Raw genomic sequence first — 14,536 nt, forward strand, 5'->3', positions numbered from 1 at the left:
AAATGATTGCCTCAGATTTCTTCCTGCGACTTTTTCAGCGTATATCGCGAGCATTTTTCTTTCCCGGATAGTGCTCAGTTTGCACATATTCACGCGCGCGCTTCGGGCAGGTACACGTCCTCTCAAAAACCTGTACCTTAGTTTTCAAGTTTTCCAGGGGGTTAGGAAGTGAGAATGCGACAGAATCCAAACAGCTAACCGCCCTGCGTTAAACTAAAACCATGCTTTTATCTGACCGCGATATCTCCCGGCTATGCGCATCCGGGAAAGTCGAAATTGATCCTTATGATTCGGCAATGATTCAGCCAGCCTCTATTGATGTGCGCCTGGATCGCTATTTCCGTCTATTTGATAACCACAAATACTCGGTAATCGACCCGGCTCTGCCCCAAGACGACCTCACCCACCTGGTGGATGTGGGTGGTGATGACCCATTCGTGCTCCACCCGGGAGAATTTGTACTCGGCTCTACTCTTGAACGGGTTCATTTACCAGATGATGTGGCCGCCCGCCTAGAGGGCAAATCATCCCTAGGACGCCTGGGGTTGCTGACCCATTCCACTGCCGGATTTATCGACCCTGGCTTTAACGGTCACGTCACCTTGGAGCTATCGAACACTGCCACGATGCCGATTTTGCTTTACCCAGGGATGAAAATCGGTCAGCTCTGTTTCTTCCAACTATCCTCACCTGCAGAAATACCCTACGGGTCAGCTGAACGTGGTTCTCGCTACCAGGGGCAGCGCGGACCGACTGCCTCTCGCTCCTACCTGCGATTTGACCGTACCCAAGTGCCGGAGATGGAAAACGGCAGTGAGTGATAATCCCCTTACCGATACCTCTACCTTTGCGCGGGTTGAGACCGGTAAAATCCCTGCGCTACGGGTAACCAAGCAAGGGGTTAAGTCACAAAACCAAGTGGCAGCGATTAACCCAGGTGCATCGTTGATGCTCAGCCAGGGAGCGCTTCCGACAACTGAATTTACCGAGGTGGGGTGCAGCCAGCTGGTAGTTTTTCCCGCTGGGGTTGGCGGTGAAGAAGTCGAAGCACTCGCGGTTTCTCTTTGGGAGGACGCAGCTTGGATTGCTCCCGGCAGGTTGCGTCTTAGCGGGCAGGCACAGCTGTGTGGTCCTTTCAGTTTGAATCAGGAAAATCGCAAAATTTTGCAGCTACCCTCCGGCTGTGGAATCGCGTTTCGTCTTGACTGTCCGCGCCAACGGGCAGGCGCTCTTGCCCCCGAGTTACAGGGAGCTGATTCCCTGACCGATGCTTTCGCTGCCAGTGAGCCGATTGGTTTGGAATATGAAGTACTCAGTGGTCTATTGGCAATTTGCCGCCGCCTCGGGGGAAGTTTGCGGATTGGGCCGGGTAATCGGGCGAAAGATTCTTCAGCCGAGCTACTTTCACCAGACCCGGATTCGGCGGTAAATCTAACGGTCTATTCGCCCTATTGGATAGAGATTGAACAGTTAAAGTCGCTGTTAAATCCAGTGTTGGGGGAGCTTAGCTTGGACGGGGAGCAGCTCAAAGAACCTACTCGCCGTGTCGAGCGAGCGAATCGGGAAGCTGAAGAACTGGTTAAAGCCCAACTGGGTGAGAAAGAACTCCAGCGGATAGCGGCAGAAGCAGCAGCTTTCGATAAGGAAGTTGGTTTTGATTTAAGAAACAGCGAAGCCTATGCCCTCTATGGTTCTGTGGGGAAGGGCGCAGATTTTTGCGTTGGTGTTCAAACCAGCCTGCAGCTACCCTCATCTTTGCGTTTCCATCCGCACCAGGGGCAGCCTTTTGCTAGCTACCAGCTACAATGGCTTAGTGAACCTATGGGGCGTAGACGTCTGAGCCGCATAGAACGGGTAGCGCGTCTAAAGGTAATTAATGCTTTTGAGGACGCGGCTCGCCTACTAGCACGCATTAGTGACGGTAGCGTAGTCGATGACGACTCATTCTTAATCACCTGGACTTAGAAACTTCTGCCTCATGGGGACTAGCGCCGACGTTTAAAGATAGCTTCCGGCATCATCCGGTGTCCAAGTAGCTGACAAACTAGCGAAATAATGCCTGATAGGACTAGACTTTAGCGGTAATTGTGCTAGCTGAGGTGTTAAATGTTTTCGAAAAATAAGGCAGCTTCCCCCGGTAACTCTTCAGAGGTTCTACAAGTACTGTCAGGCCTTTTAATGGTGCTGTTTGTGGCAGTAATGTCAGTAACTATCATCGGGACTGCATTGCCGACTATGATGGCGGCGCTGCATGGCACCGAATCTCAATACACCTGGATAGTAACGGCCATGATGCTGGCCTCTACGGTGGCAACCCCGGTTTCGGGAAAACTGGCAGATATGTATGACTCGAAGAAACTCTTGATGGGGGCAATCGGGCTGTTTACTTTAGGGTCTTTGCTTTCAGGGGCGGTTACCGAGGCTTGGCAACTGATTTTCACCCGCATTGTGCAGGGGATAGGCATGGGGGCGATTATGTCGCTCACCCAAGTGGTTATGGCGCTGATTATTCCCCCGCGCGAACGCGGACGCTATAACGGTTATTTTGGGGCAGTCATGGCCATCTCCAATATCTCTGGTCCGTTGGTTGGAGGTTTTATTGTGGCTACCCCTTGGTTAGGGTGGCGTTGGTGTTTATGGGTTTCGGTTCCGTTTTCCCTGGCTGCCATGGCGGTGCTTTGGCGTTTCTTGAAAGTTCCGGCTGCGCAAATCTCGAAACCACGTATCGATTTTGTGGGGACTGGTCTGATAACTGCTGCCGTATCGACCTGTCTGATTTGGCTCTCGTTAGCTGGTAAATTCTTTGAATTCAATTCTTGGCAAACCGGGGTGATGCTCGCCCTATCGGGGCTGTTTGTGGTGTTGTTTGTGTTTTGGGAGCTGCATTTTCCAGAACCGGTGATACCGATGTGGATGTTTACCAAGCGCACTACTTTGCTGGCAATTCTGGGGTCAATCTCGGTGGGAACTGCGCTTAATGCCCCGCCGCTGTTCTTCACCCAGTTCTTCCAAATTGCTAAAGGTATGAATCCCGCGCTCGCGGGGATGGCACTGCTTCCGGGTATGGTCGGTACCTTTATCGCCTCCACTTTAATCGGGTTATTGGTTTCGCGAATAGGGCGCTGGAAACGGTTTGTGGTCGGTGGTTTCGCAGTGATGTGTGTGGGGATTTTCTTTATCACCCTGATTGATAAAAACACCCCCTACTGGTTTATCGCCCTAGGTATGTTCCTGCTGGGAGCTGGGCAAGGTGCCAGTATGCAAAACCTGGTGTTAGCGGTACAAAATGGAGTGAAACTGCGCGATATGGGGGCGGCTACCTCTACGGTTACTTTCTGTCGTTCTATGGGGGGTGCAATCGGGATACAAATTTGCGGTTTTGTGTTCACTTGGGAGATTGCGCGTGCGGTCAGCTCTGCGATGGCGAAACTAGGGGATAAAGGTGCCGCAATGGCAGACCTATCTACCCTGGAACTGGATAAACTGCCAGCTGCGCAACAACAGGTTGTCCGCGATGCCTATGCGGGCGCTCTCGGGGATATTTTTGTTCCTTTACTGCTGCTGTCCCTGATAGGTTTGGTTTGCGTATCCTTGATGAAAGGGAGCGAGCTGATTTCTGAATACGCCGAGAATCCCCAAAGTCACCAGGCAAGCGAGAAAGAACGCGAGTTAGTGCGCCGCGCCCTCGAAAAAGATAAAGTTAGTCACGAGCTGTCTAGATGGGTACGCAATAAGGTTCGTAAGGCTGCTAAAAACGCTAGTCCTGATTCAGATTCGGCCGCTAGGAAAACTCAAGGCGAGGGCGAGGCGGATTTTCAAGCGTAAGAGCCTCATGGGGTAAGTTTATAGATAGTGAACTTCCAGGAAAGGTAAATAATGGATATTGGGTGGAAAGCAGCAAGCGCCGTGAGCCTGGCAGGAGCCGGACTGGTCGCTAACCTGGTTATTAATTCTGCATGGAAACTGGTTACCGGACATAAGCCACCCCAGGACGGTGAAGAGGCTGCTCAAGCCTCTGTGCTGGAAGTCGTTATTTTTGCTGCTATCTCGGGGGTAGCGGTTACCTTGATTCAACGTGCGGCTATGCGGCGGGCAAACAGCTGGTACGGAGGACGCGATAAAGATCCTTTAGAACTCGGCAATTAGGGTTTAACCAACTGGGACGAAAGCCAGTAATACTCACCTTTTAAGGGGAAAACCCTACTGGTGATAGGCTTCTACCTGACAGTAACGACAGGGGAGCCGAAAGGCTGAGAGTGTCCAGGTGGACAGACCCTCGCACCTGAACCAGGTAATGCTGGCGCAGGGAGTCGAGTCTCTTACTTGCATAGGCAAGTCCCCTCCTATTTGAATGGAGGGAGAACCATGCGCAAACTAGCGCAATTTGCATCAGTACTGGCAGCCGGGGCACTAGCTCTGGGATTAAGTGGCTGCGGGAGTGAAAAAAACTCTAGCGAAGCTAAAAGTGATAGCGGCACTGTAACTATTGTTACCAATGGTAGCTGGACGCTGGGTAAAGAGGCATTAGCCAAAGCAAAAGCGGCAACCGGGCAAGACATTAAACTATTAAATGGCGAGGAGTCCGGAACGCTTGATTCCAAACTGATTCTGCGGAAAGATTCACCGCTCGGGGATATGGCGGTTGGTTTAACTGCCAATAACATTGTGAAAGTTGCGAAAGCAGGGGTAGTAGCACCCAATAAGGTGAAAGTTCCCGCTTCAGCAGAAAAATACCTGGTTAAACAGGCTGATGGAGCGCTTCCACTAGACCGCTCCGATGTGTGCGCCAACTACGATATTGACTATTTCAAGACCCACAACTTAAAAATTCCCCAAAACTATGATGACCTGCTAAAACCTGAATATAAGGGATTGACGGTGGTAGAAAATCCCGCCAAATCTGACACCGGGTTGGGGATGCTGCTGGCAACCGTACAACAAAAAGGAGCCGATGGGTTCCTGCAATACTGGAAGAACCTGGTAGCTAATGGAGCTAAAGCCGTAAACACCTGGGACGAAGCCTATAACCAAGAATTCACCCAGGGGGAGGGCAAAGGTAAATACCCAATTGTCATGTCCTATTCTTCCTCTCCCTACTGGTCCGTATCTGAGGACGGTAAATCTGCTCCGACTGCCAATATCGAGGGAACCTGTTACCCGGCAGTCGAATACGGGGCAGTGCTAAAAGGAGCGAAGAACGCTTCGGGAGCTGAAAAAGTATTGACCTGGCTATATAGTCAGGAAGGTCAGAATGCTATTATGACCGAAAATATCACCTATCCCATTGATGAACAGGTAAAACTAGATCCGAAGCTAGAAAAGTTCGCGCCTCGTCCCCACAATGAACAGCAATTGGATGTGCTGGAAGTGGAACGTAACCGTGCTGAATGGATTCGCCAGGTACAGGCGGTTCTAGGATAGCGGATTGTCGATAAAACCCAGCACCTTATCGGTCACGCCAGGACGAGCAATGCTCGTCCTGGCGACCGTTATTCCCGCCCTATTTTTGGCGTTTTGCTTCTTCTATCCGGTACTGGCACTCCTATGGTTGGGGGTTGGTCAGGCGGAAGAAAGTGGCTACCTCACAACCTGGTGGCGGGTAATCTCGGATTCGCTCACTTGGCGAGCCATCGCTGACACCCTGTTTATGGCGATAGGGGGAACTGTAATCTCGGTGCTGGTTGGATTACCTCTTTCCTGGGTGCTTTACTGTCTTGATTTTCCTTTTAGAACCATTTTGCGGGCACTGGTAACTATCCCATTTGTCCTGCCCACTATCGGGGTTGCAGCAGCTTTTAAAGCTTTACTCTCTGAGGGAGGCTGGATAGCGTTCTTAGAGCTGGACGGCACTAAAGGAGCCGTTATCTTAGCGATGGTCTTTTACAACGTTTCTCTGATAGTGCGCACTGTGGGTCCAGTGTGGGCACGTCTTACGGGACGCGCCCAGCAAGCAGCCCGCACTCTGGGAGCGAGCCCAACTAGAGCTTTTTTTACCGTAACTTTTCCGCAACTACTAGGGGCAATCGCCTCCGGAGCCTCCCTGGTGTTTCTTTACTGCTGCTCGTCCTATTCGCTGGTAATGATACTGGGAGGTATCGGAGTATCGACTTTGGAGAGCCAAATCTATCAAACAACCTCAATTGATTTAGATTTAGCTTCCGCAGCGGTATTAGCCCTTTTGCAAGTAATCATGGTGGTGCTGGCGCTGAGTGTTTCCCAGTATTACCAAAACAAGGCTCGCACTAGCGCAAGACTTAAAACTGTTGAAATTGTTCGCACCGCAAAAGGGTGGCATTATTTAGCAATTGCCGCAGCTGGCGCGGTGATAATGCTACTAATAGTGATGCCCATGGCTCAGGTAATTACCCGGTCATTTCGTCGTCGCGGACAGTGGACATTGCAAAACTATCTCGACCTCACGCGCGCAGATGCCTCCGTTTTGATAGAACAACCGGTAATCAATTCTCTGGGGGTTTCACTGCGGGCAGCGTTCATCGGGGCAATAGTATCCACCCTGCTAGGAGCTTTAGTGGCGGCAGTAACCAGTCGCCACTACCGCAACCAACGTCTGCAAAAAGCAGCCGAAATATTCGACTCGCTAAATATGCTGCCCCTGGGGGTTTCCAGTGTAGTTATTGGTTTAGGTTTCCTTATTACCTTGGCAGCTCCCCCTTGGAATCTGGCAGAAAGCCCCTTCTTGTTACCGATAGCACAAGCCCTGGGAGCCTCCCCATTGGTAATTCGGCTCATGCGTCCTATTTTGCAAACCGTAAATCCCCGCCTGCGGGAAGCCGCTGCCACCTTGGGGGCGCGACCTTTCCGGGTTTTCTTAACTATTGACGGTCCCTATATTTGGAGTGCCCTGGTAGTAGCTTTCGGATTTGCTTTCGCGGTATGTTTTGGCGAGTTCGGGGCGGCCTCTTTCTTGGTACTTCCCGAGTCTTTAACCTTGCCGGTGATGATTTATAAACTTTCCGGCAGTGCGGGGCCAGCCGAAAACGGAATGGCAATGGCAGCAGCGGTAATTCTGTGTCTGACCTGTTCGGTAATAATGAGCGCGGTGGAAGCGCTGCGAAAGCGAAAAGTTGGTGAACACTGATGGACGGTTTAACTATTTCCCAAGCAAGAATCGAATATGGGCTGGTAGAAGCGGTAAAAGGGGTTAGTCTAAGCGTTCGGTTAGGCACGGTCACGGCGCTACTAGGTCCGTCAGGATGCGGTAAATCCTCACTGCTGCGCGCGATTGCGGGATTAGAACCTTTGGCTGGGGGCAGTATTTTATGGCAAGGACGCAACCTGGCGCAAGTGGCGGTACACAAACGTCACTTCGGGATGATGTTTCAAGATGGGCAGCTTTTCCCCAATCGCAATGTTTTTGGAAATGTAGCCTATGGACTGTCGCAGCTTCCTAAAACCCAAAGGCGCAGGAAAGTTCGAGAACTGCTGGAAACTGTAGGGCTTGCGGGGTATGAGGATCGGGCGATTGATACTCTTTCGGGGGGACAGGCGCAAAGAGTGGCTCTGGCGCGTTGCCTAGCTCCCCAGCCAGAACTGTTGCTGCTCGATGAACCATTGTCCGCCCTCGATAGAGCCCTGCGTGAGGAACTTTTGATAGTTTTGCGTCAAATAATTGGTGACCTGAAACTAACGGTTATCTATGTAACCCATGATCAAGATGAAGCATTCTCGCTGGCTGACCAAATCGTAATCATGGACAAAGGACAGATTCTAGTTTCCAATGCCTCCGAACAGATTTGGACACACCCGGGCTCTAAAACAGCCGCATCTTTCCTGGGATACCGCCCGTTTTTAAGCCCGGCAGCAGCAAAAGATTTCGGGATTGTAATCGAGGACGGTACAGAGCTTGGTTTAGCCCCAGGGGCTTTAAGGATGGGTACTGATGGGCAGGGGATACCGGCTAGAGCCAATAATTTACGGGTAAGACGCGGGAAGTATTTAGCGGAAGTGGCTTGGCATCACGGAAACGAAGAATACAGGGGACAGGCAGAGGCGGGACTCGAGATGCAGCTGTCCAAAAAACAAGCCCATCAAGAGGTCACTCTGCAGATTTACCGTGATGGAACCTGTGTAGTGCCCGTGGCGACTTGACCGGTACACAAGGCAGATATTTTCGGGTCAGCAATTGCGCTGGTTACCGTGATAGCGCTGGTAGCCTTAGAATCTTCCAGGCATTTGCTGATGTAATCTTTCGCCGTTTTGCCTCGTTCAATCTGCCCGGTATCAATAACCCGGACAATCTTTTCTGCTCCCTCTAATTTGCAGGAAACACGAGAAAAGTTCACCTGGTAGGAGCTGCCGGAACCATCTACGTTACTGACCCGGATACAGGAATCAACTGGGAAGGTTAGACCTGGTTCTGCTGGGGTAATCGGATTTGCAGCGCCTTTAGCAATTGAATAGTTTTCCTGGGAGTGCACTCCCCAAGCCCGTAATCCCTGGGGGCTGAGGGTGCGTATTTGTTTAGTGTCTTTTATGGGTTCTAGACGAGAATTCTCGGAGATTTCCTGACTCCATAACTCAATGCCATCGGCGGTAGAAACTGCCTTTAACTGCCCGTTTTCGGTGGTATAAAGCAAAATGTCTTGATGTATTCGTAAATCTTTAACATTTTCGCTAAAAGACCACAGTTGCGCGCCATTTTTGCGGGAATAGCATTCCAATTCTTTGTTGCTCGCAATATATAGGGCGTTTGGGGTCTGTAAAACTTGGCTGCCGGTCTGAAGCTTCATCTCGCTATCGTTAAAAACCGCCCGCAGGGATCGAAGCGTCGTCCAATCCATTTTGAAGAGCTTTCCGCCCTTTTGAACCATCTCTGTCAAGTGACCCGAGTTGTCAGCTGGCACGGTTGTTCCCTCGGGTAGGACGCTCACATGACCGCGTTGAGGCTGAATAAAGAAGGAGCGGACACAACCGTCCTTAGGGCTGAGTGCCCAGGCAGTATCGTCAGCATTTCGGATCATTCTTCCGGGGCTTGCCACTTGAATCTGATTAGTTTCCGGGTCTACCAGGTAATTGATTCCTTTATGGCCGATAACCCAAAGTGTTTGCGAGAAAGTTTCAAAACTTTCGGGAGCCTCTCGCGTAGGGTTGCCATCGAGATTGCATCCGCCAACATCAGGTTGGAACTGCGGGTCAGAGGGCTTTTGGGAAAGTAGTCCCTCGGTTAATTGTTCACCTTGCTCAGATAGACGCAGCAGAGAAAGATCGTCACCAACCAACACTATTTGAGTGCCTTCGGTGGCGATATTTACGTAATAGTCGTTAGATTCCCAAATCCACTTGGCAGTACCCATTTTTAAATCAACCATGGCGATACCGGAACCATTTCCAGAGCGGTAAAGACAGGGTAGGAAACGATTATCTCCTGATTTTCCTCCGATGGGTTGGCGGGCACAGGCAGTTAAGGGGGCGTTCAAATCAACTGACCAGCTAGAAGTGCCGTTTTCTGCCAGTTGTACAATGGCTCCACTGCCAGTTTTGGTAACCCCAGCCATAACGCGGTATTCACCGTAAGTTACGGGTTCTAGTGGGGTTTGCTGACCAAGGAGGGGAACAAAGGCGCTGATTCCATAGGCATTGGCTTGAAAGTCTTCCTCTAATGCCGGTTTCGTTTTGAAATAACCGGTAGCAGCCGCCTGGCGAGCAGAATAACGGAACCACAAAAAAGCTGCTCCACTGATGATTGCCACTAGCGTCAGAGTAAGAATCGTTACGACTAGCCGAAACAGTCTACGTTTTATGCGCCCAGAGCTAGCCACCCAATCCTCCCTCCTCTAAGTGAAATCTAACTTAGTTAAGTTTAACCCGCTGCTGTTCTTTATCGACACTAGCAGCAGAGGATAGGGTTTGAGGAACTAAACGAGTGAAAAACAAGAAAGAAAATAAGATATGGCATAGTTATCTAACGGGTTTCAAAGTTACGACGTGCACCGCGAAAATATAAACCTGTTTTTTAATTCAAGCAGGGGTAAAGCGATTCAGAAGTAGCCTATTTATGGTTAGAATGTAACCATAAAGTTTGAGCCTAAAGACTAGGTGCAACTGAGGCAACATATGCATGAAAATCCAGGTAAACAGGTAACCCCGCGGGTAGCGGTAATTATTCCCGCCAAGGACGAAGCCGAGCGGATTGGGATGACTGTTCGGGCGGTAAAAGCCCTGCCTTTCGTTAATCTGGAACTAATCGTAGTAGTAGATGACGGTTCAGCTGATGACACTCGTGAGATTGCTCGCCAAGCGGGTGCAGTTACTGTCCGTCATACCGTCACCAGAGGTAAAGCCTCTTCAATGGAAACTGGGGCGAAAGTGGTTGCCATGCGGGCTATTAGGGGGAAAACTCCTCCGTTACTACTCTTCCTTGACGCTGATTTAGGGGAAAGTGCTGCCGAGGCAGCCCCACTGATAGAGCCAGTAGTTAAAGGCGAGGCAGATTGTACGATTGCGGTTTTACCCAAGCCGGCAGGTGCGGGCGGTCACGGATTTGTGCTGGGGCTATCTAAGTGGGCTATTAGGCGCACTACTGGCTGGAATCCGCAAGCTCCTCTCTCTGGACAACGTTGCCTAACCAGCGCTGCTTTCCAAGCTGCTGTACCCCTGGCAGCAGGGTGGGGAGTAGAAACCGACATGACCATCAGCTTAATCACAGCCGGGTTTGCGGTTAAAGAAGTTCCCGTAAACTTTACCCACCGCGTTAGTCGGCGAGATTTTAAATCCCAAATGCACCGCCTGCACCAGTTTATTGACGTGTTGAAAGCAGTGCTAAAGCTCCGGGCCCGCCGGGTTCATATTAAACGCCGCAAGTTTTTGGAAGCGGCGCTAAACCAAAAACCAGGAATGGTTTATCGGGTCGCTCACCGTGAGCAGATACCCGAGTCCGAAAAGACACTATGACAATATGCCAGGGCGGCTCGCTGCGCGCCGCGTTTTGCGCAGGCATATTCTTTTGGCTCGCTAAGGGTGAGTAACATTTTCCTAGTATCGTGATAGCAGTGAAAAAGGAAGTGGAGATGAGTGCTTCAGTAACAAGCTATGCGTTCTTAGGGCCAGTAGGAACTTTCTGCCACCAGGCGTTACTGCAAGTAGCGCCAGACAATGCCCAGCTGTTTCCCTGCGCTGGGGAGCGCCTAGCCATGGATATGGTGCGCGAGGGTAAAGCGCAGCGGGCAGTGGTTCCGATTGAAAACTCCATCGAAGGGGGAGTAAGCGCCACTCTTGATTCCCTGGGTTGGGACAAACGTTTGCAGATTGTGGCAGAAATGATAGTCCCGGTCGGGTTCACATTAGGGGTGCGTCCCGGTACCCAGCTGAGCGAAATTAGACGGATTGGCACCCACTCCCATGCTTGGGCGCAGTGTCGAAACTGGGTTGCCGATAACTTGCCGAACGTGGTTCACGTAGCCACCACCTCTACCGCAGAATCAGCCCGGATACTTGCCGAGGAGGAAACCGCCTCCTTCGAAGCGGTTTTAGCTTCCTCCGCGGCCGTCCTCTCCTATGGGCTAACTGCTCTATTCGAGGACGTGGCCGACAATCATGGGGCGGTAACCAGATTTGTGGAACTAGCCAATCCCGGTCACGTCCCCGATCCTTGTGGAGCGGATAAAACTACGATTCAAGTGCGTTTACCTAATGACTATCGTTCTGGCGCCCTCCTCGAAATGTTGCAACAATTCTCGGCGCGAGGAATTAACCTTAGCCGGATTGAATCCCGTCCCTTAGCGGGGCAAGCTGGGCGTTATGTTTTCAGTATCGACCTTGACGGACATATTAGGGAAGAACGCGTACAGTCGGCGTTACGCGGTTTATATCGCATTAGTGAGGATTTACGTTTCTTGGGTTCATACGCTCGCGCCGATCAGATGCGAAATGATCATGCCCCGCGCACGGGGGACACTGATTTTAGGCGGGCAAGAGGCTGGGTAGACTCGATTTTACGTAAATAGGCGAGCAAATTGGGTGGAAGCTAAGGGGGCTAGGGGACGCGCACGACTATTGCCCCGTGGTCAAGCCAAGCAGAGATTTCACGATAGCTGCCCACCGGGTCCCCATCAACCTGAATCATTCGCGCCTCGCCATGTACCTTGGCGCTAGCTCGGCGAGTACGGGTCACATCGGTTTTTGAAACCAATCCTGCGGTTAGTCTTTTCAACCCCAAAGTGTCACGAAATACCCTAGTGGTGACTTCTAGTAAACCGATTAGGCCTCCCCGCACGCTCAGCATTAGTACCTCAAGCCAACCATCATGAGGATTAGCTTCTGGGAGTAAAGGAATCCCGCCAACCAGTTCCCCACAAGACGCAAAGAGCAGGGTATTTACTTTACGAGTACGGGTATGGGACTGGTCTCCAAAGGAAACATCCATAGTGATAGGAGGATTGTTAGAGGCGGCGATACCCGACACGACATAGGCTCCCCATCCGATTGAGGCTTTTAATTTAGTCGATACCTTATCCATAACTTCCGCGTCATATCCGATACCCGCCATCACCAGGAAAGGAAAATCTTCTCCAGTTTCAGTTTTTAGATGCCCTAAATCGACTTCGGTATTTTTACCTGTAAAAGCAATTTCGCAGGCTCGTCGCAAAGAATCAACCGGGATATTAAGGTTTCTGGCCAAAAGATTTCCGGTTCCTAGTGGCAAAATTCCGAGCGGAATTCGGCTTTCGGCCAGGGTTGCCGCAATAATCCGTAACGTGCCATCTCCACCAGCTGAAATAACCAGTCCCACCTGTTGCTCAATTGCTTGTTTTGCCTGATTTTTTCCTAAGGATTCCTCGTCTGTTTCGAGAAAAATAGGTTCGTCATATCCGGTGGCTTGGGCGCGTTGGGTTACAGTGCGCCGGAAATCATCCAGGTTAGAAATCTTTGTAGGGTTATATATAATCGCTACCCGTTTGGAAGAGTCATTAGCACAGGTAGCTGCGGGAGCTGAAAACCCTTGCTTAATCGCTAGTTTCATGGCGCGATTAGCGAGATGACGGGCGTTAATAGTTGAAACTAAAGAAATGATTCCTAAAAGTACAGCTACAATCACCAAAATCCAGAGCGCAGTAGTCATAGACTCAAGTCTAAACAATTCGCTCAACGATTGACGCTAAAGCAATCGATTACTGGTGCTCGGTCTATTAGCGACACCGAGAGGTGAAGCAAGATGAGAATCGCCAATAGATGACGATATGATAAAAACATGATTGATATTCGACAGTTGCGCGAGAACCCACAGATAGCTAAAGAATCCCTGATTGCCCGCGGGGATGATCCCTCCCGGATTGATGCGGTTCTTGCTGCCGATGCGGAGCGGCTGAACAAGCAGCAACAGTTCGAAGCGATACGAGCCGAACAAAAAGCACTTTCTAAAACCATCGGGAAAGCCTCTCCCGATGAGCGCGCAGAAATACTGGCGAAAGCAAAAGTGCTATCCACCGAGGTTAAAGCAGCTGAGCAACAGGCGGGGGAAGCAGAAGAAAAATCTCGCCAGCTCCTCGAAAAGCTTCCCAATATTATTATGCCGGGAACTCCTACCGGTGGTGAGGACGACTATGTAGTACTCGCTCACCGCGGTCAGCCGATTCGAGACTTCGCAGCGGAGGGAATCAAAGTTCGCGACCACCTGGAAATCGGGGAGATGCTGCAAGCAATCGACGTTAAGCGAGGCGCTAAAGTATCTGGCTCCCGTTTCTACTATCTACGAGGCATCGGGGCACGTCTGGAACTGGCACTGCTCACCTGCGCCTGGGATTTGGCAGAGCAGCATGGATTTATCCCCATGACTACTCCCACCTTGGTCACTCCCGACACCATGCGTGGAACCGGATTCTTAACTGAACATTCCGAAGAAATCTACTACCTACCTGCCGATGACCTCTACCTGGTAGGTACCTCCGAGGTCGCCCTCGGCGGTTATCACGGCGGGGAAATCCTGGAACTAGGGGAAGAGCCTCTACGGTATTCCGGATGGTCAGCCTGTTACCGGCGGGAGTCAGGTTCCCATGGAAAAGATGTGCGCGGAATTATTCGGGTACACCAGTTCAACAAGGTAGAAATGTTCTCTTATTGCCGTCCAGAAGTATCCGAAGCGGAACACCAGCGCCTATTGGCATTGGAAGAGGAAATGTTGCAAAAAGTTGAACTGCCATATCGGGTAATCGATACTGCCGCTGGGGACTTGGGAACTTCAGCAGCCCGCAAGTTTGACTGTGAAGCCTGGCTGCCCAGCCAAGAACGCTACCTAGAGCTAACCTCTACCTCGAACTGCACTACCTATCAGGCGCGCCGCCTGGGGATTCGCTACCGGGACGAGAACGGAAAAACTCAACCGGTCGCTACTTTGAACGGCACCTTAGCCTGTACTCGTTGGCTGGTAGCTATCCTGGAAAACCATCAGCAAGCCGATGGCTCCGTATATGTACCGCAGGCGCTGCGTCCTTACCTAGGGGGCAAAGAGCTACTAGAGCCAGTAGTAAAACCATAAAATTCACTGCAAAGCATGAAAGGATTGGGGGAGGGCGTCCACGGG

The 14,536-nt window shown here is 51.0% G+C and carries 12 protein-coding genes and 1 riboswitch; of the genes, 10 read left to right on the forward strand and 2 right to left on the reverse strand.

What is annotated here, in order from left to right; genetic code table 11:
- The first annotated feature begins 221 nt into the window (after positions 1–221).
- From dcd to PG728_RS00130, 7 genes are all read left to right on the forward strand, one after another.
- Complete coding sequence (gene dcd / locus PG728_RS00100) at positions 222–821, forward strand: dCTP deaminase (protein ID WP_270624955.1); 600 nt, start codon at positions 222–224, stop codon at positions 819–821.
- Positions 814–1,965: a hypothetical protein gene (locus PG728_RS00105; protein ID WP_270624956.1), complete on the forward strand. Its 1,152-nt coding sequence runs from the start codon at positions 814–816 to the stop codon at positions 1,963–1,965. Before dcd ends, PG728_RS00105 begins: the two co-directional genes overlap by 8 nt.
- Before the next feature lie 141 nt (positions 1,966–2,106).
- Positions 2,107–3,825, forward strand: a complete 1,719-nt coding sequence (locus PG728_RS00110; protein ID WP_270624957.1) for an MDR family MFS transporter — start codon at positions 2,107–2,109, stop codon at positions 3,823–3,825.
- Positions 3,826–3,876: 51 nt separating this feature from the next.
- Entirely contained in the window at positions 3,877–4,146 is a 270-nt protein-coding gene (locus PG728_RS00115; protein WP_270624958.1) for a DUF4235 domain-containing protein, read from the forward strand.
- 79 nt (positions 4,147–4,225) lie between these two features.
- A riboswitch (TPP riboswitch) is annotated at positions 4,226–4,326 on the forward strand.
- Between the two features lie 39 nt (positions 4,327–4,365).
- Positions 4,366–5,421: a thiamine ABC transporter substrate-binding protein gene (locus tag PG728_RS00120; RefSeq protein ID WP_270624960.1), complete on the forward strand. Its 1,056-nt coding sequence runs from the start codon at positions 4,366–4,368 to the stop codon at positions 5,419–5,421.
- A 4-nt stretch (positions 5,422–5,425) separates the two neighbouring features.
- A complete protein-coding gene (locus tag PG728_RS00125) occupies positions 5,426–7,099 on the forward strand; it encodes an ABC transporter permease (RefSeq protein ID WP_270624961.1) in 1,674 nt (557 codons plus the stop codon).
- Positions 7,099–8,109 carry an ABC transporter ATP-binding protein gene (locus PG728_RS00130; RefSeq protein ID WP_270624964.1) on the forward strand — a complete coding sequence of 337 codons (1,011 nt, stop codon included), beginning with the start codon at positions 7,099–7,101 and terminating at the stop codon, positions 8,107–8,109. Before PG728_RS00125 ends, PG728_RS00130 begins: the two co-directional genes overlap by 1 nt.
- On the opposite strand, the gene PG728_RS00135 is transcribed toward PG728_RS00130, so the two are convergent.
- The gene (locus tag PG728_RS00135) at positions 8,070–9,710 is read right to left on the reverse strand and encodes an outer membrane protein assembly factor BamB family protein (protein ID WP_270624965.1); all 1,641 of its coding nucleotides are present in this window, start codon (positions 9,708–9,710) and stop codon (positions 8,070–8,072) included. The genes PG728_RS00130 and PG728_RS00135 overlap by 40 nt on opposite strands.
- Before the next feature lie 364 nt (positions 9,711–10,074).
- On the opposite strand from PG728_RS00135, the gene PG728_RS00140 reads away from it, so the two are divergent.
- Positions 10,075–10,911 (forward strand): glycosyltransferase family 2 protein, encoded by an 837-nt coding sequence (locus PG728_RS00140; RefSeq protein ID WP_072510093.1) that lies wholly within the window; start codon positions 10,075–10,077, stop codon positions 10,909–10,911.
- A gap of 116 nt (positions 10,912–11,027) precedes the next feature.
- Entirely contained in the window at positions 11,028–11,963 is a 936-nt protein-coding gene (pheA, locus tag PG728_RS00145; RefSeq protein WP_270624966.1) for a prephenate dehydratase, read from the forward strand.
- 29 nt (positions 11,964–11,992) lie between these two features.
- Here the strand turns inward: pheA and PG728_RS00150 are convergent, their stop codons facing one another.
- Positions 11,993–13,078 (reverse strand): diacylglycerol/lipid kinase family protein, encoded by a 1,086-nt coding sequence (locus PG728_RS00150; RefSeq protein WP_270624967.1) that lies wholly within the window; start codon positions 13,076–13,078, stop codon positions 11,993–11,995.
- Between the two features lie 129 nt (positions 13,079–13,207).
- Between PG728_RS00150 and serS the strand changes: the two genes are divergently transcribed.
- Positions 13,208–14,491, forward strand: coding sequence for a serine--tRNA ligase (serS, locus tag PG728_RS00155; protein WP_270624968.1), 1,284 nt, complete (start codon positions 13,208–13,210; stop codon positions 14,489–14,491).
- Positions 14,492–14,536: the final 45 nt, after the last annotated feature.

It is taken from the genome of Varibaculum timonense, assembly GCF_027694345.1.
Classification (GTDB): Bacteria; Actinomycetota; Actinomycetes; order Actinomycetales; family Actinomycetaceae; genus Varibaculum; species Varibaculum timonense_A.